The sequence below is a fragment of the Dyadobacter luteus genome (assembly GCF_003383615.1).
Lineage (GTDB): Bacteria > Bacteroidota > Bacteroidia > Cytophagales > Spirosomataceae > Dyadobacter > Dyadobacter luteus.
In genome coordinates this window covers 72,550-88,995 of sequence record NZ_QNUL01000008.1, presented here as the reverse complement: position 1 = coordinate 88,995, position 16,446 = coordinate 72,550, and the positions used below count along the sequence as shown (strand labels likewise).

Sequence of the window (16,446 nt, the reverse complement as noted above, 5' to 3'; positions counted from 1 at the left end):
TAAGCGCTGAAAAATCAGAATAAATATTATGTCTCTGTATGGTTTGTCAGTAATTTTGGTGTTGGACTGATGATTAACAGTTCATTATTTTAACATAAGTGCCGATTCTGAATGAAAATTATTTGTGTAGGGCGTAATTACGCCGATCATATTGCGGAGCTGAACAACGAACGTCCTGATGCACCGGTTATATTTCTAAAGCCTGAAACGGCACAGGTCCGATTGGGAGAGCCCTTTTTTTACCCTGATTTTTCAAAAGATGTTCACCATGAGGTAGAGCTGGTTGTAAAGATTAATAAGGTGGGGAAAAATATTGAAGAACGTTTTGCGCATAAGTATTACGATGAAATTGGTATCGGGATTGATTTTACCGCACGCGATCTGCAATCAGAACTGAAAAGCAAAGGTTTGCCCTGGGAGCTTGCAAAGGCGTTTAATGGATCTGCACCTGTTTCGGATTTTGTTCCGGTTTCCGATTTTGAAGATATACAAAACCTGAATTTCAGTCTGGATGTAAATGGAGAAACGCGTCAGAATGGTAATTCCTCTATGATGTTGTACCGGATTGATTACCTGATCTCATTCGTTTCAAAGTATTTTATGCTCAAAAAAGGAGATCTGATTTTTACAGGAACACCAAAAGGAGTTTCACCAGTGCAGATAGGTGACAAGCTTACGGCTTCCATTGAGGGAAAGAAGATGCTGGAGTTGTTCGTTAGATAAGTAAAATCTAAAATTTGCACCCATCATTCATCCGTTTCTTTGCATGTTAAAAAAAATGTCAGCACTGGCTCGATACTGTTTTCTTTGTCTTGGTATCGTCAGTCTTATTTCACCTTCGTTCGCTCAGAAAGAATCTTATCCCAAGGGATATTATCAGTTTCCTATTATGCCTGGCCAGCCCAATACGCTGGCAGGTGGCCTGGGCGATTTGCGAACCAATCATTTCCATGCCGGACTTGATATCCGCACCCAGCAGAGAGAAGGGCTTGCGGTACATGCAGCAGCTGAAGGCTATGTGTATAAAGTGGCAGTTCAGCGGAGTGGCTATGGTAACGTAATCTTTCTGCGCCATCCCAACGGACAGACGACCGTATACGGGCATTTGTTGAAGTTCAGTGATAAATTGGCTGACTGGGTTCGTGCTGAACAGTATAAAAAGCAGAGTTTTGAAATTGACTTATTTCCTGAGCCTAATCAATTTTCTTTCCGAAAGGGAGAGGTAATTGCTTTATCAGGTAATACGGGAGGATCAGCGGGACCGCATCTTCATTTTGAAATCCGTGATTCGAAGGACAATTACCTGAATCCCCTTTATTTCGGTTTTAAAGAAATCAGGGATGTAACACCACCCAAGTTTGTGAATCTGGCGATCAGGCCTTTGGATATCAACGGAAGGGTGAATGGGCAGTTTGACAGACGGGTATATAGTCCGGTTAAACAAAAGGATGGATCTTATCGCCTCGCCTATCCGGTTACAGCTACCGGAATTATAGGTATAGATCTGGTAGCTCATGACCAAATGACTGGGACTGGTTTTCGATATGGTTTGCAATGTGTAGAGATCAGAATGGATGGAGAAGAGGTGTTCTCCTACAATATGGAGATATTTCCTAATTCCTCTACCCGTGATTATAACAACCTGATTGACTATGAAACGGAACAGGAAACAGGCCAGCGCTACCTGAGATGTTATGTTCCTGATGGAAACACCTTCAATCTATACAAAACAAATTTGCTGAAAGGAAAGCTAAACATTACCGATACACTTGCGCATGAAGTGAAGATTCGCATTTCTGATTCCTACGAAAATTTTTCTGAGCTGGTTTTCACGATAAAAGGTGAAAAGGGAAAAGCTGAGTTGCCTGTGTCCGATACAGAAGTAAATCCTGAGTGGATTCAAACCGACGTTCAAAATAATACGCTGATCGTCAAAGCTAAAAACTATCGCAGTAGTCTGCCATTAGCAACTTTCTATGCAGAAGGTAAAGAGATAAAAAAAGAACCGGATTTCTACGATAAGGAATCAGCGGTTTTTTTAACTGATTTGCGTGCATATATGCCCGACTCGGTTAAAATTGGTAATTCTATAGCAAGGACCTATCTGCGCACCAAAGTATTTCCCGGGATTTCGTCTCTTTATACAGGTAAAGACTGGACCGTAGAATTTAAGCCGACCAGCCTTTTTGATACATTATATGTGACAGCCCAGCGGAACATGAATTACCTGACGCTCAATACCAGAGGAACGGCGCTCAGAGATTACGTATCTGTTTCTTTTGTTCCGGATAAACTTCCTGAAAATAAGGATAGGGCGAAAGTGTATCGCTATCTCGACGGTGATTACCGGTTTGTTGGTGGTGAATGGGATGGCGATCAGATTCGTTTTCAAACCAAGGAACTGGGTACTTTTGTGGTCAGGACAGATACAATCCCGCCGGGAATAAAACTACTTGAACATAGCAAAACCAGAATAAGAGGCTATATCTGGGATTCGTTTTCAGGTATTTCACACTACAGAGCTAAGGTAGGTGATGAATGGGTTTTGCTGAATTTTGATAGCAAAAGAGGATATATCTGGTCTGAAAAACTAGATGATACTATGCCATTCGAAGGTGAACTAACACTCGAAGTTACTGACGGGGCGGGAAATAGTACTATCTTGCAAACCGAACTTAAAGAGCCGGCTGTTAAGTCGGTGAAACGAAAAAAGTAAACGTATGACACTTCAGGCAGGGGACGCGGCACCTGAGTTCGCAGCTAAGGATCAGAATGGAGCAGAAGTAAAACTTGCTGACTTTAAAGGTAAAAAAGTGATCTTATATTTTTATCCCAAGGATAATACCCCTGGCTGTACAGCACAGGCATGTAATCTGAGAGATAATTATGAAGTACTGCTCAGTAAAGGATATATTGTACTGGGAGTAAGTGTTGACGATGAAAAGTCGCATCAGAAGTTCATCAAAAAATTCGATCTTCCTTTTCCGTTACTGGCTGATACCGATCATGCAATCGTGGAATCGTATGGCGTTTGGGTAGAAAAAAGTATGTATGGCCGTACCTTCATGGGGATAGCAAGGACTACTTTCGTCATTAATGAAAACGGTGTGATAGAAGAAATTATCGGGAAAGTGGATACCAAAAACCACACTGATCAAATTCTCGGTAAAACTGAATAATTAATAGTCATATTCTAAGCTTGATTAATACCAAATTTACAATCTCTAAAAAGGATCCAATCCGTAAGAAAAACAATAGAAATGGAAATTGAACAATTAGAAAAAGTAGCATCCCAGGTTCGCAGGGATATTGTCCGCATGGTTCATGGCTGTCAGTCAGGCCATCCGGGAGGATCTTTGGGCTGTACCGAGATTCTTGTGGCTTTGTATTTTGAGCAAATGAAGCTTAATGAAGAAAACGGAAAACCTGTTTTCGACATGAATGGTCAGGGAGAAGATTTGTTCTTCTTGTCTAACGGGCACATTTCTCCGGTTTGGTATAGTGTGTTGGCACACAGAGGATATTTTGAGAAATCTGAGCTTGCTACTTTCAGAAAGCTGGATTCACGTTTGCAGGGACACCCTACTACGCATGAACACCTTGAAGGTATTCGTATTGCGTCGGGATCTCTTGGTCAGGGTATGTCGGCTGCAATAGGATCGGCACTAGCTAAGAAACTGAATAAAGACGATCTTACAGTATTTGTATTGATGGGTGACGGAGAGCAGCAGGAAGGACAGGTTTGGGAAGCAGCAATGTTTGCACCGCATCACGAAGTAGACAACCTGATCGCTATCATTGACCTGAACGGTCAGCAGATCGACGGACCTACATTAAAAGTAATGAACAACCGCGACCTTGGTAAGAAATATGAAGCTTTCGGTTGGGAAGTTATTTCTGTTGAGGAAGGTAATGATATGACTGCAGTAGTTAAAGGACTATATGAAGCAAAAGGAAGACTGGGTCATGGTCGTCCTATTCTGATTCTTCTTCATACCGGAATGGGTTATGGTGTTGATTACATGATGGGTACGCACAAATGGCATGGAACTGCTCCTAATGACGATCAACTTGCTGTAGCGCTTGCACAGCTGGAAGAGACTTTGGGAGATTATTAAAAACAGACATCCTTTTTGGTTAACCGATCTAGACATTAATTAATAATGAAAAAATACACTTTCACTGAAAAGAAAGACACCCGTTCCGGATTTGGAGCTGGTATGCATGTTCTCGGACAGCAAAACCCTAATGTAGTTGCACTTTGTGCTGACCTTGTTGGTTCTTTGAAACTGGAGCCGTTCATCAAAGAAAATCCGGACAGATTTGTACAGTGCGGTATTTCTGAAGCTAATATGATCGGAGTTTCTGCCGGTTTGACAATTGGTGGTAAAATTCCTTTTGCTACTACTTTCGCCAACTTTGCAACCGGTCGTGTATATGACCAGATCCGTCAGAGCGTAGCTTATTCAAATAAAAACGTAAAAATTTGTGCTTCTCACGCAGGTCTTACTTTGGGAGAAGATGGTGCAACACACCAGATCCTTGAAGATTTGGGAATGATGAAAATGCTTCCAGGCATGACTGTCATCAACCCATGTGACTACAACCAGACAAAAGCAGCTACCATTGCAATTGCTGACTACGAAGGTCCTGTTTACCTGCGTTTTGGTCGTCCGGTTATTCCTGTGTTCACAGATGCTGACCAGAAGTTCGAGATCGGTAAAGCATGGATGGTAAACGAAGGAACTGACGTAAGTATCTTCGCTACAGGTCACATGGTATGGGAAGCAATTCAGGCTGGTGAACTTCTGGAAGCAGAAGGTATCAATGCCGAAATTATCAATATCCACACGATCAAACCTCTTGATGAAGAAGCAATCCTGAAATCAGTAGAGAAAACAGGTTGCGCAGTGACTGCTGAAGAGCATAACCGTTTGGGCGGGTTGGGTGACAGCGTTGCACAGGTTTTGATCAAGAACAAACTGGTTCCACAGGAATATGTAGCTGTTGATGACAGCTTCGGAGAAAGCGGAACGCCTGCTCAATTAATGGAGAAATATGGTCTGACTGCAAAAGATATCGTTGCAGCAGCGAAACGTGCTATAAGCCGTAAATAATTTAAGATAGCAGTTACCGGAAGGTAATTGGCAGTAATTTCGGAGTCTTGCAGAAAGCACATCTTTTGCTTTTTGCAAGACTCTGTTATATTTGTCCCTGTTAGTAAAACAACGTATTATTGAAGGATTCGGAAACGGGCAAGCGTTAAGAATTGAAATAATGTCTACTTTTCTAACCTGCAATCAACAGACAGGTTTATTTTTATAAATGTCCGACGAAGAATTATTAGCTCTTTTTCAAAATCCTGAAACGCGCCGAAATGCTTTCAATCAAATGGTACGAAAGTACCAGCAGAAGGTGTATTGGCTGGTGCGTAAAATGGTGGTGGATCACGACGATGCGAACGATATCACCCAGGATGTATTCGTAAAGGCTTGGACAGCGCTTGAAAATTTCAGGGGCGATGCCAAACTTTATACCTGGCTGTACCGGATTGCAAGTAATGAGGCCATCAATTTTCTCAATAAAAAACGGAAGCGATTTTTTATTCCCATACATGATGTTGAGAATGAATTGAATGAAAAGCTGGAAGCTGATCCCGAATTAAGCGGAGATGCCATACAGCTTAAATTACAAAAGGCTTTATTGAAACTGCCTGAAAAACAGCGTTTAGTGTTTAATTTGAAGTACTACGAAGAGCTGCCATACGAAGAGATCTCCGAAATAACAGGTACTTCAGTAGGGGCACTTAAGGCGTCCTATCACTGGGCGACAAAAAAAATTGAAGATTTTTTAAATGGCACTGATTAAACCATTATCATATTAATAAGTCAAACGAATTGTTAATAAAGAAATTTAAAAAGTCATGGACAACAAACGCATACGGTTGGATGATTTGAAAAAGGAAACGCCTTTTTCAGTGCCGGATGGTTATTTTGACGAGTTGCCACAGATTATACAAGCAAAGATTACGTCAGAACCGGTCAGAAAACCACTGGTGGGCTGGTCGTGGCAGCGTTCGGTAGCTTTGGTCTCTGCTATGTCCCTTGTTTTTCTTTTGGTATGGATAACAGTACCTGAAAAGCAGGGAGCGCTTGGACAGGCGCCGCTGGCTGATATCAGTGATGCTTCTATCATTAGTTATTTAGAAGAGGAAGATATGAGCTATTATGACCTGAGTGAGCATAAGGTAGTTCAGCACGCTTTTGACAATGATACTACCATTTTGCACTATCTGGACGGAATGGATAGCGAGTTTATCCGTCAGCAGATTATCGAATCTACAGTTGGAGAAACCATTTGACCCTAACAGTGAAGAAAATATGAACTTACGATTATTGAAAAAATTCGGAATATTTCCTGTACTTCTTTTGCTTCTGTCTCTTTCCACGGCATCCGCTCAGCGTCGTTCGGAAGAGGAAATGAAGAAGATTCAGGATGCAAAAGTGGCCATTATTACAAATCGTTTGAATCTCACATCAGAGCAGTCAACGGGATTCTGGCCGATATATAATGAGTATAGTCAGAAACGTCGTGAAATTCACCGCGCTCAACGCCGCATTATTAACGAGAAAAAAGCGGAAGGTAAAGCTGACGAACAGGTTCTTAACAATCTGAAAGAAGTTCAGGAATTAAAACAGAAGGAGCTTGATCTTGAAAAAGAATATCAGAACCGGTTCCTGAAGGTGATTACGGCAGGGCAGGTTATTGAGCTCTATAAAGCTGAAAAAACGTTTAATGATATGTTGCTGCAAAGACTTAAACAATAAGCGTATTCTAACCGGCAAAATCGACTTATTACCCTTGATCTGGTCCCGCATTTGAAATTCATTTCTTTGCGGGATTTTTTTGTACAAAAACAGGCCGGAAATTCTAAAAGTCCAGCCTGTTTTATATGTATTTCAAATCCTGTTCAGATCTATCAGTGGCCACCCACGGCGGCCACATCTTTGATTCCTTTCGTTTCTACAGTGATATTACGTTGAGGTGCACGATGTGCTTTGAAATCCTGAATGATTTCGAGTACATCGTAGTCAATATGGATGGACTTACTTCCGTCGATAATAACCGTAGAGTTATCAGGCAGATGATCCAGCGTTAGTCCGATGCTTCCTTTGTTGAGGAAAGTTACTTCTTCCGAAAGTTGCAACGTAATCACTTCTCCATGATGGTGCTCCTCTTTTTTGTAATGGTAAGAATGTTTGTAATTCTTTCTCAATATAAAATAAATAGCAACCACCATACCAATCGCAATACCTTTCAGCAGATCCGTACTCAAAATCGCAATCACAGTTACAAAAAATGGTATAAACTGATCCTTACCCAGCTTGTACATTCCCAGGTACAATGAGAATTTAGAAAGCTTATAACCAACCATCAGCAATACCGCCGCCAGACATGACAAAGGTATGTAGTTGAGGTATTTAGGGATGAAAATCGCTGACAATAACAGGATTGTACCATGTATGACGGTCGCCATTTTTGATCTTGCCCCGGATTCTATATTCGCAGAGCTACGAACAATAACCTGTGTAACCGGCAATCCTCCCAGCAAGCCGGAAGTCATGTTGCCCAATCCCTGCGCTATAAGCTCGCGATTGGTGGGAGTGTCTCTCTTGTAAGGGTCTAATTTATCAGTTGCTTCTACGGAAAGCAGCGATTCCAGACTGGCTACTATTGCAATAGTGACTGCAATAGTATAGACTTCTACACGCTGGAATGCTGAAAAGTCAGGTGACTTGAAAAAGCTGAAAAATTCGTTTGCGTTCGAGGCTACCGGGAGCTGTACCAAATGTTCGCCTGTTAGTACCCACTCCGGTACAATTGTACCAAAAAGCAGGTTCAACATTGTTCCGATGATCACTACAAACAACGCACCCGGAAGAAATTTGAAAAGCTGAATTTTCTTCATAAAAGGTTTATCGAAGAGAATCAACAGTCCTAGTGACACTGCCGAGATAATAATTGCACCTACGCTGCAATACTTTATCATGTTCAATAACTCCGAAAAAGTATTCTGGCCATCTTTTTGGATGAATGCCTCGTCTCCCATAAAATCAGCGTCATATCCGAATGCGTGAGGGATTTCTTTGAGAACAAGCGTTATACCAATGGCGGCGAGCATTCCTTTGATGACGGCCGAAGGAAAGTAATATCCAATGATTCCTGCTTTGAGCAGACCTGCTATAATCTGCAGCAGACCAGCAATTACCACAGCGAGCAGAAATGCTTCGAAGCTTCCTAAAGTGTCGAGTGCGTTGAGAACAATCACCACTAAACCGGCAGCTGGCCCCGAAACCCCCAATGCAGAACCACTTGCAAAACCTACTACAATTCCTCCGACAACTCCTGCAATGATGCCGGAAAAAAGTAAATCGGATCTTCCGGTAGAAGCAAGTGCAACACCAAGACATAATGGAAGTGCTACAAGGTAGACAACCAGCCCCGAAGGAAAATCATATTTGAGGTTTGTAAACAAATTATTTTTACTAGCTGACATTGTGTCGATATTAATAAATGAAACGATATGAGGACAGGAGTGTTAAAGAGAACTATTGCAGGCTGTAATCAACATCAAACTTGTAAACAGATTTGACTTTACTGATGTCGCCTATTGATATATCAAGGTCTTTCAGAAGCCCGGTGTGCACATCATAAATGAGTCCGTGTACAAGAAGGTCCTGACCATTGGCCCATGCATTCTGAACGATAGAGGTTTTGGTAAGATTGAGAACCTGTTCACGCACATTTAATTCTACCAGTCTGTTGAAGCGATCATGGTCATTGTCTATGGCATCCAGTTCTTTTTCATGAAGTCGGTAGACGTCTTTAATGTTCCGCAACCAGTTATCTATCAGCCCTACTTGCTTAGTTCCCATAGCGGCCTTCACACCACCACAACCATAGTGACCCACCACCATCACATGCTTCACGCCCAATACATTGATAGAATAATCGAGCACGCTCAGCATACTCATGTCGGTATGAACCACCATGTTGGCAATGTTGCGCGTTACGAAAATATCTCCCGGAGCAGTTCCGGTTACTTCATTCGCAGGTACTCTGCTATCCGAACATCCGATCCAGAGAAATTCCGGACTCTGGCCATGTGCCAGTGAAGTGAAGAATTCAGGATCGCTTGTGTTTCTATCCAGTACCCAGTTCTTATTGTTGTCAAAAAGTTTTTTATATGACCTGATCATCTTTTTACAGATTAGTATTTTAAATGGAATAAATAATGTTGGATATGTGCAATTCAAAAAGATTCATATCAGAATAGACAAGAATCAGATGAAGCATCTGTCCGGAAACTTTAAAATAAATGAAGATGGAAATCAGGCCTGCTCGGGAGGCGGAGAAAAGAGATTTTTGAAAATCTCATTCTCGAATTGTACGGAGTAGGAAAACACAGTTTTAACTGGTACTGTGCTGGAAGGATAAGTGAAAGCTAATGTGGTGTGAATAAGTTGCTGATCATCAACTCCTTTTTCTACTTCACTCTTTTCGCTTTCGCAATTTTCAGTTTTGCATACTGATGAAACTTTATTCTTAGCCAACAGAAAACTCGCCACATCTGCTGACTTGCAGAAGAAAAAGACGGTGAGCAATATGAGGCAAAGGCTTTTCAAAGTATCAGTTTGGTTTGATCGCTGTATACAAAGGTAAAAACGTTTTGCTTATTCTAATGTTATATTAATAATTATTAAAATACGATAAGAATTTAGATGGTTTCAACTTTCTACGTTGTTATTACATACTACTGATGGGCACAAAAAAAGGGGATGTAAATTACATCCCCCTTCAGATTATTTAAGATCTTATTACGGTCTCCACCCTTTTTCGTGGTTTTCCAGCCAGCGTCCAACGATGAAAGCTGAGCTAAGCAAGACAATGTAAAAAGCGATCATGACGATTGTCATTCCTGTAGAACCCATATTACTATTTGTTTTTCTTCGAAAATATGATGAACAAAAATAGGAAAAAAATCTTACACCGGAAGGCTGAAATGAAATTTATAGCACTCCTTTTGTCGATGGCATAAAATCCAATGCTTTCAAATCTCTGCGTACAGCCATTTTGATAGCTTTGGCAAAGCCTTTAAATATCGACTCAATTTTATGGTGCTCATTTTGCCCCTCTGATTTAATATTCAGATTACACAATGAGGTATCAGAAAACGACTTAAAGAAATGGTAGAACATTTCAGTTGGCATTTCCCCGATTTTTTCTCGTTTGAATTCAGCATCCCAAACCAGCCATGGCCTGCCTGAAAAATCAATAGCAACCTGAGCCAGAGCCTCGTCCATAGGAAGCAGGAAACCGTATCTGCTGATACCGCGTTTGTCACCCAGCGCCTGGCGGTAGGCATCTCCCAACGCAAGAGCGGTGTCCTCAATGGTGTGATGTTCGTCTATATGCAGATCTCCGTCCACATGAATCGTCAGGTCAGCGCCTGAATGACGAGCCAGCTGATCAAGCATATGATCGTAAAAACCCAAACCAGTATGAATGTCAGAACGGCCGCTTCCGTCAAGGTTGAGCTCGATCTTAATTTTGGTTTCTTTTGTATTGCGTTCAACGAAAGCAGTACGGGAAGGCAGTTTCAAATGTTCATATATGGCATCCCAATCTGTAGAGACAAATGATATCGCATTATTCATTTCGGGTGAAACTCCTTCAGAGGGAATAGATTCGGCAATAAAGATTGCCTTCGCTCCAAGATTGACCGCAAGCTGGACATCCGTCAGCCTGTCTCCGATCACATAACTGTTTGCCAGATCGTATTCTTCTGAAAAGTAAGCTCCAAGCATTCCTATCCCCGGTTTTCTGGTAGGCAGGTTTTCTTCCGGGAAGCTGCGGTCTATATGTGTATTGGCAAAATGTATATTTTCTCCGGCCAATATTTGTACCATTTTATTCTGTGCAGGCCAGAAAGTGTCTTCGGGGAAGGAATCTGTTCCCAATCCGTCCTGGTTAGTCACCATCGCAAACTCAAAATCGGTTTCTTCCGCAATACGGCGTAAATTGGAGATCGCCTTCGGCAGGAATTCAAGTTTCTCCAGAGAATCTACCTGGAAATCGATAGGAGGTTCGACGATAATGGTTCCGTCACGGTCTATAAATAGTACTTTTTTCATTGAATAGAATGGAATTTGAAACTCAGGCAGGTAGTAAAACCACAATTTGTCGCAAAGTTCGTAAACTATCTGAAATTGAGAAATCAAACGGAAACTAAATCGCATTCACCGTTCTTGTAATAAAAAGGTTTTAAAGTTGTTGTAACTTTACAAACGAATTGTTTTAACCAGGAAATAGGATGTTTACAGGAATTGTCGAGTCACTTGCAGATGTGACCGGGATAGAGACAGAAGGTACCAACAAAACTTTTACTTTGCAGTCGGAGATAGCGGCAGAGTTTAAGATAGATCAGAGTATAAGTCACAATGGAGTTTGTCTGACAGTGACCGAGGTGAATGGGAATGTTTATAAGGTTACTGCCATTGAAGAGACATTGCTCAAAACGAATCTTGGAGAGCTGAAGCAGGGGGCAAGCGTCAATCTTGAAAGATGTATGCCTGCTAACGGACGTTTCGACGGCCATATTGTACAGGGGCATGTTGATCAGACTGCAGTTTGTATCAAAAAAGAAGAGCGCGGCGGAAGCTGGCTTTTTGATTTTAAATATGATTCTTCCATTGGTAATATTACAGTGGAAAAAGGTTCAATTTGTATCAACGGGGTGAGTCTTACGGTATTTAACTCAGAACAGGACACTTTCCGGGTGGCAATTATTCCGTATACATATGCAAATACTAATTTTCATCAGCTGACCGAAGGTAGTGCTGTTAATCTGGAATTTGATATTCTGGGTAAGTATATCAAGCGTATAATGGGAGGCTATCAGTAACCGACTGTTGGCAGACTTAAATTTTACTTCTATTTTTAAGCCAATTTATTAAAACATTGTCTTACCCACTTACATGGCAAAAATTAGTACGCAATCGCGGAGTGATCTTCTTATTCACATCGGAATAGTTATTTCACTTATTCTTGTGTTTTTCCTGGGTTTTTTCTTTGTCTATTTGCCGTTCACGACCAATCATGGCGAGTCTATAACCGTTCCGGACCTGAAGAAAAAAAGTGTGGAAGGGCTGGAAGAATTTCTTGACTCCCGTGATCTTCGTTATGAGGTCAGTGATTGCACATTTGTAGCCAATGTCGCTCCGTTGACTATCCTAGCTCAATATCCTTTGCCAGGCGAAAAAGTGAAAGAGGGTAGGAAAATTTATATTACTGTAGTTTCCCGAACAGCGCCGCTTATCAAGATGCCTAAGCTGACAGACATGACGCACCGAAGCGCTCAGCAGCTGCTTAAAAGTGCAGGTTTGGAAGAGGGTAACATCTCCTACGTACCGGATATGGCACAGAATGCAGTTTTGCGTCAAATGTATAACGGACGTGTGATTGAACCTGGCCAGCCTATAGCCAAAGGATCGAAAATTGACCTTGAACTGGGCGAAGGATTGGGAACTGCCCAGTTTGAAGCACCTTCGGTACTGAATATGCCGTTGGACGAAGCAAAAATTGTGATTATCGGGGCAGGTCTTAAAATAGGACAGTTGATGGAGATTCCAGCTGAAGAAGGTCAGGCACCTGGTACAGTTGTACGGCAAAATCCGGATGGTGGCAGCAGTGTCAGAATTGGAGATATAATAGATTTATGGGTGACTCCCCAGTCGGCCGAACCTATTGAAAATGACAACACACAACAGGAATAACTTGAATAAAAGCCTCTTACTGCGATGTTGCTTTCTGCTTTTACTGACATTGGGCGCGGTTACTGCAGGTTATGCCCAGCTGAAACTGGTGCCGTATACATTTCGGGCGGAAATGTATGATGGCATAGAGAATCAGCATAATGCGAGAGTTACAGCAGGGCTGACGTTGCCCTTTTTTGATGATTTTTCTACTGCAAAAGGCGGAAGTCCTGATAATAATCGGTGGATGACAGGCAGTGGTGTATTTGTGAATAATACAATGACCAGAAACCATCCCTCCATCAACGTGGCTACATTTGACGGACTCAATGTTGCCGGAAGGCCCTACAATTTCACCAGTCCGTTGGCTCAGGGTTTTACGGATACGTTGACTTCTCAGGTTATCGATTTATCAGGAAAAGCTGTGAAAGACTCTGTATATATCAGTTTCTTTTGGTTGGGTAGAGGTTTGGGTGAAATGCCGGATTCGAGTGATTTTTTCCGACTGGAATTTCTGTCCTCAACGGGAAATTGGGTGCAAGCCTGGCAACAGCAGGGATACGAGCTGGATACTGTTTTTACACATTCCTTTGTTAAGATCGATGCCGCTACCTTCTTTCATTCTGCATTTCAGTTCCGTTTTCGTTCATTCGGACGTAGTTCAGGATCTTATGACATGTGGCATCTGGACTATGTGTATTTGAATGCAAACAGAACATTCCGCGATAGATTTACACCAGATTTGACGGTTCGGAATCCGTTAACCAGTCTGTTGAATGGATTTACAGCCATGCCTCTAAGTCACTATCGAAAGGCTGCGGGCAGCTATAAGGCGTCGTCTGTGTCGACAGACGTGCTTAACCGAAGCAATAGTATTAACAAAATCGTAGGGTATTCATTTACCATCAAGGATGATTCAACCGGTGTTGAATATTACAGGGCTCCTGCATCTGGCTCGGTTGATTTGCTGGGAAGTCAGGAAAGAAGGTTAACTATTCCTGTCGGCACGCTTGTTATTCCGGCAACATATAAGAAGACCAATCTTCGGTATAAATTTGCGATGTCGACAACAGATGATCAGAATTCTATTGGTGATTTACGTAGTAATGACAGCATATCTGCAGTGACACATCTCGATAATTTTTATGCTTATGATGATGGAAGCGCGGAATATGGAGTACAGATAACTCAACGAAGGGGAAGGGCTGCAGTACGTTACACGATGATAAATGCGGATACACTTGGTGGTGTATATCTTTCCGTTCTCCCTTTTGATACTGACGTTTCCGGCCAGAGTTTTTTAGTGCAGATTTATAGTGATAAAGACGGGTTGCCCGATCAGCTTTTAACACAGCAACCCATTGCGGCACGGTATACTCAGGATCGTAATGGCTTTATAACTTGTAAGTTCACAAATCCGGTTGCAGTTCCCGCTACGTTTTATGTGGGGTGGTTGCAGGTAGGTGAGTTGCCTGTTACTTTGGGTTTTGACAGAAATTCTTTTGCTACTGAGCGAATCTATTCTAATATTGGAACCACATGGGCGGTCTCAAACAATCTGAGAGGAAACATTATGATACGTCCGTTTTTGGGAACTCAGGGAGTTGGAGTTCCGGTTGGCGTAGAGCCCGGCGAAGATTTAAGTGCTCGGTTTTTCCCAAATCCTGGAACCGGAGTGGTGAACTGGAAAAGTAATGGAGTTAAAAGGATTGATGTTTATACAATTGAAGGACGTTTAATCAAGACGATCCTGCCGGAACCAGAACAGCGATCTGCCACTCTCGATATTGCTGATGGTATGTACGTTCTGAAATCGTCTGATGGTAAGCGAACCTTTGTTCAAAAGATTATAGTTGTTAAATGACAAGTTTTAAATAAATAGGAGTTATGGATATTACAGTTGAAGAATTAAAGGAACGTTTAGAGAAGGGCGAGAAACTTCACTTTTACGATGTACGTGAAGAGCATGAATATGAAGAGGACAATCTGGGAGCAACTCTGATTCCACTTGCAGAATTGCCTGATCATCTGGACGAATTGGAAAGTCTGAAAGATGAGGAAATTATTATTCACTGCCGCTCAGGTGCAAGAAGTGGCAAAGCGACTGCATTTCTTCAGTCCCGTGGCTTTACAAATGCCCGAAATGTATTAGGAGGTATCCTGGCTTACCGCGATCTGGAAGAGCAGGAATAGAAGGAATTGAATGTAAAAAGGCGGAGCTTCAACTCCGCCTTTTGTTTTAGCCCTGCATGGTAATTACTGACCTTGCACAGACACCGCCCACCGGCGGATTAAATTTTGAAACTTTCACCGTGACACCCGCTATATGCGGATAATGTTCACGTGTGCTGGCAATTACTTTGAATGCAATATGTTCCAGTAATTTAGCAGGTTCTTTCATCACCTTTGCTGCAATTTGATACAACGTGGCGTAGTTGACCGTTTCACTCAGTCTGTCATGTACTGCTGCTTCCTGGAAATCAGTTTGAACGATAATGTCCAGTGAATATTTGTTTCCGATGAGTTGTTCTTCCGGATAGTAACCGTGATAGGCAAAAAACTCCAGCCCTTCAAGCGCGATAGTTCCCAATGTTATTAAATTTGGTCAAAGAATGAACCGCCTCCGCCTCTTGACTGACTGCTTTCGTGTACACGAGGTCTGTTGAGAGGAGCGGCTTCTTCCCGGTTTTTCTCATTTGTCTTTTGTAATTCAGCAAGTGCTTCATTGGCCTCATCGGCTGCGCTTCTGACAGGTTCCTTTACTTCCTCAATAATCGGCTCCTGAACAACGGCTACCGGCTCAGGAATTGCTTCCGGCTCTTTAACCTGTTCGTCTATCTCTTCCTCCGCCGGAATTTCAAACAGTACCTCAGGCTTTTCGTCGTCTAGAACGATATTGATCTCTTCTTCCGCAGACTCAGGCAGCGTATCTTCATGAGCAACAGGCTTATTAGGAATCTCAATAATAGAAATATGCTGTTTGATTTCATCCATTTTATTCAAAACAGATTCTTTATCATATTTCTGTTCGAAACGTTCTACAGTCTCAATGGTGCTGTTAGCGAGGGAAGCAAGCTGCACGATCAGATTATCACGGAAGTTTTCTATAGCCCGAAAATCCCTTTCCTGAAGTTTTACTTCAGATGCGAAATCTTTTTTGAATTGCTCCAGTTTGTCTTCGGTTTCCCGGATCACCTGAGAAGTGCGGTTTTCAGCTTCCGCTACCAGTTCATTCGCTGCTTTTTCCGCTTCCTGAATTCTTCTCTCAGCATTTTCATTGGCTTCTTTTTCTATCTGCTTGCTCGCATCTTCGGCCGTTTTCAAGGTGCGAAACAGTGTAGACTCAATATCCTTAAGCTTACTTAATTCTTTTTCAGCATATTCAAGTTGCATTTTTAACAGATTATTTTCGCTGCTGAAACGTTCCCATTCCTGAGAAAGAGAGTTGAGAAAAGCATCTACCTCGTCAGGGTCGTAACCTCTGAAAATCTTTTCAAACGTATGTTTACGTATGTCTATTGCTGAAATTTTCATGATTCGATATATGCTTTTTAATGTGTTAAATAACGGCTGCGTAAGTTAAAGATATATGAATCATATATCAAAGTATTTACCAATTTTACCATTTTAA

The 16,446-nt window shown here is 41.9% G+C and carries 17 protein-coding genes; 12 read left to right on the top strand and 5 right to left on the bottom strand.

Annotated features, from left to right (window positions below):
- The first annotated feature begins 111 nt into the window (after positions 1 to 111).
- The 8 genes from DSL64_RS12525 to DSL64_RS12490 all read left to right on the top strand — a co-directional run bounded on the left by DSL64_RS12525 (position 112) and on the right by DSL64_RS12490 (position 6,827).
- Complete coding sequence (locus DSL64_RS12525; protein WP_115831244.1) at positions 112 to 723, top strand: fumarylacetoacetate hydrolase family protein; 612 nt, start codon at positions 112 to 114, stop codon at positions 721 to 723.
- A 55-nt stretch (positions 724 to 778) separates the two neighbouring features.
- Positions 779 to 2,716, top strand: coding sequence for a M23 family metallopeptidase (locus DSL64_RS12520; RefSeq protein ID WP_229217062.1), 1,938 nt, complete (start codon positions 779 to 781; stop codon positions 2,714 to 2,716).
- Positions 2,717 to 2,720: 4 nt separating this feature from the next.
- On the top strand, positions 2,721 to 3,179 hold the full coding sequence (gene bcp / locus DSL64_RS12515) for a thioredoxin-dependent thiol peroxidase (protein ID WP_115831242.1): 459 nt from the start codon (positions 2,721 to 2,723) through the stop codon (positions 3,177 to 3,179).
- Positions 3,180 to 3,233: 54 nt separating this feature from the next.
- Entirely contained in the window at positions 3,234 to 4,118 is an 885-nt protein-coding gene (locus DSL64_RS12510) for a transketolase (RefSeq protein WP_262512414.1), read from the top strand.
- A gap of 45 nt (positions 4,119 to 4,163) precedes the next feature.
- Positions 4,164 to 5,117 carry a transketolase family protein gene (locus DSL64_RS12505; RefSeq protein WP_115831240.1) on the top strand — a complete coding sequence of 318 codons (954 nt, stop codon included), beginning with the start codon at positions 4,164 to 4,166 and terminating at the stop codon, positions 5,115 to 5,117.
- Between the two features lie 208 nt (positions 5,118 to 5,325).
- Positions 5,326 to 5,868, top strand: coding sequence for an RNA polymerase sigma factor (locus DSL64_RS12500; protein WP_115831239.1), 543 nt, complete (start codon positions 5,326 to 5,328; stop codon positions 5,866 to 5,868).
- A 55-nt stretch (positions 5,869 to 5,923) separates the two neighbouring features.
- Complete coding sequence (locus DSL64_RS12495) at positions 5,924 to 6,361, top strand: hypothetical protein (protein WP_115831238.1); 438 nt, start codon at positions 5,924 to 5,926, stop codon at positions 6,359 to 6,361.
- Positions 6,362 to 6,380: 19 nt separating this feature from the next.
- On the top strand, positions 6,381 to 6,827 hold the full coding sequence (locus DSL64_RS12490; protein ID WP_115831237.1) for a hypothetical protein: 447 nt from the start codon (positions 6,381 to 6,383) through the stop codon (positions 6,825 to 6,827).
- Positions 6,828 to 6,979: 152 nt separating this feature from the next.
- Here DSL64_RS12490 and DSL64_RS12485 read toward each other — a convergent pair whose 3' ends face one another.
- From DSL64_RS12485 to hisB, 3 genes are all read right to left on the bottom strand, one after another.
- Positions 6,980 to 8,557, bottom strand: a complete 1,578-nt coding sequence (locus DSL64_RS12485) for a SulP family inorganic anion transporter (RefSeq protein WP_115831236.1) — start codon at positions 8,555 to 8,557, stop codon at positions 6,980 to 6,982.
- A 52-nt stretch (positions 8,558 to 8,609) separates the two neighbouring features.
- A complete protein-coding gene (locus tag DSL64_RS12480; RefSeq protein WP_115831235.1) occupies positions 8,610 to 9,260 on the bottom strand; it encodes a carbonic anhydrase in 651 nt (216 codons plus the stop codon).
- Positions 9,261 to 10,070: 810 nt separating this feature from the next.
- Positions 10,071 to 11,195 carry a bifunctional histidinol-phosphatase/imidazoleglycerol-phosphate dehydratase HisB gene (hisB, locus tag DSL64_RS12470; protein WP_115831345.1) on the bottom strand — a complete coding sequence of 375 codons (1,125 nt, stop codon included), beginning with the start codon at positions 11,193 to 11,195 and terminating at the stop codon, positions 10,071 to 10,073.
- A gap of 179 nt (positions 11,196 to 11,374) precedes the next feature.
- Between hisB and DSL64_RS12465 the strand changes: the two genes are divergently transcribed.
- The 4 genes from DSL64_RS12465 (at position 11,375) to DSL64_RS12450 (ending at position 15,008) form a co-directional block, all read left to right on the top strand.
- Positions 11,375 to 11,965: a riboflavin synthase gene (locus tag DSL64_RS12465; protein WP_115831233.1), complete on the top strand. Its 591-nt coding sequence runs from the start codon at positions 11,375 to 11,377 to the stop codon at positions 11,963 to 11,965.
- Positions 11,966 to 12,038: 73 nt separating this feature from the next.
- Positions 12,039 to 12,836 (top strand): PASTA domain-containing protein, encoded by a 798-nt coding sequence (locus DSL64_RS12460; protein ID WP_115831232.1) that lies wholly within the window; start codon positions 12,039 to 12,041, stop codon positions 12,834 to 12,836.
- Position 12,837: 1 nt separating this feature from the next.
- Entirely contained in the window at positions 12,838 to 14,679 is a 1,842-nt protein-coding gene (locus tag DSL64_RS12455) for a T9SS type A sorting domain-containing protein (RefSeq protein ID WP_158547911.1), read from the top strand.
- Between the two features lie 23 nt (positions 14,680 to 14,702).
- Positions 14,703 to 15,008, top strand: a complete 306-nt coding sequence (locus DSL64_RS12450) for a rhodanese-like domain-containing protein (protein ID WP_115831230.1) — start codon at positions 14,703 to 14,705, stop codon at positions 15,006 to 15,008.
- Positions 15,009 to 15,054: 46 nt separating this feature from the next.
- On the opposite strand, the gene folB is transcribed toward DSL64_RS12450, so the two are convergent.
- Both folB and DSL64_RS12440 read right to left on the bottom strand, forming a co-directional pair.
- On the bottom strand, positions 15,055 to 15,405 hold the full coding sequence (gene folB, locus DSL64_RS12445; protein ID WP_115831229.1) for a dihydroneopterin aldolase: 351 nt from the start codon (positions 15,403 to 15,405) through the stop codon (positions 15,055 to 15,057).
- A gap of 5 nt (positions 15,406 to 15,410) precedes the next feature.
- Positions 15,411 to 16,349 carry a DivIVA domain-containing protein gene (locus tag DSL64_RS12440; RefSeq protein WP_115831228.1) on the bottom strand — a complete coding sequence of 313 codons (939 nt, stop codon included), beginning with the start codon at positions 16,347 to 16,349 and terminating at the stop codon, positions 15,411 to 15,413.
- Positions 16,350 to 16,446 lie beyond the last annotated feature (97 nt).